Raw genomic sequence first — 610 nt, 5'->3', positions numbered from 1 at the left:
CCCGCGCCGCTACCCAGGGCGCTGGGCTGGCAAATCTTAAGCCGTTAGGGAGCGCCGCCAAGAGTATTCAGATCGCCCTGGCTCCGCCGGGTCAACACGAACGTCATACCACTCAGGTGACACTTTTCGACCAGGGCTTGACTCAGGTCCTGCAGGCCTCGGTTACGGGCCTGGTGGCCAAGCAGCCCTATGTACTAGCGTTGGCTCGTCATGCAGACGGTAGCGGCGCTCTTGAGTCTCTCGCCGCTTTTCAAACCAATCCCGCCGGCGCAGCTATCGTGAATGCGGTAGGACCGATACGCCAACTGGTTCAGCAATCCCAGGCGGATGAACAGCGCTACCTCGTCATCGCACCTGGTGCAGCCGATGCGCCAGGTGCTCCCGTGCAAGTGCAAGTGCTCCAATCGAAATACTAATAACCAATAACCATCGAGGTCCAGCATGCTCAGACAAGTGTTGATTGCCACTGCCATTTTCTCCATGACAGGGCTGGCCGTGGCGGCCACGCCCGCCAAGGTTGGCGACACCACCTTGGGTAAGGTGCTTGTGGATGAAAAGGGTATGACGCTTTACACCTTCACCAAGGACAGCGAGGGTAAGTCCGCCTGCA

At 58.9% G+C, this 610-nt stretch carries 1 protein-coding gene and 1 pseudogene; both read left to right on the top strand.

Annotated features, from left to right (window positions below):
- Positions 1–416 (top strand): hypothetical protein (locus QKY98_RS23625; RefSeq protein ID WP_284671706.1); only part of this gene is annotated, 416 nt, incomplete at its 5' end.
- Between the two features lie 25 nt (positions 417–441).
- Positions 442–610 (top strand): annotated as a pseudogene (locus QKY98_RS23620) (hypothetical protein); the annotation flags it as partial.

The sequence above is a fragment of the Pseudomonas sp. HR1 genome (assembly GCF_030175875.1).
Lineage (GTDB): Bacteria > Pseudomonadota > Gammaproteobacteria > Pseudomonadales > Pseudomonadaceae > Chryseomonas > Chryseomonas oryzihabitans.
Note: the sequence above shows the minus strand (reverse complement) of the source record. Positions and strands in the feature narration are given on the sequence as shown.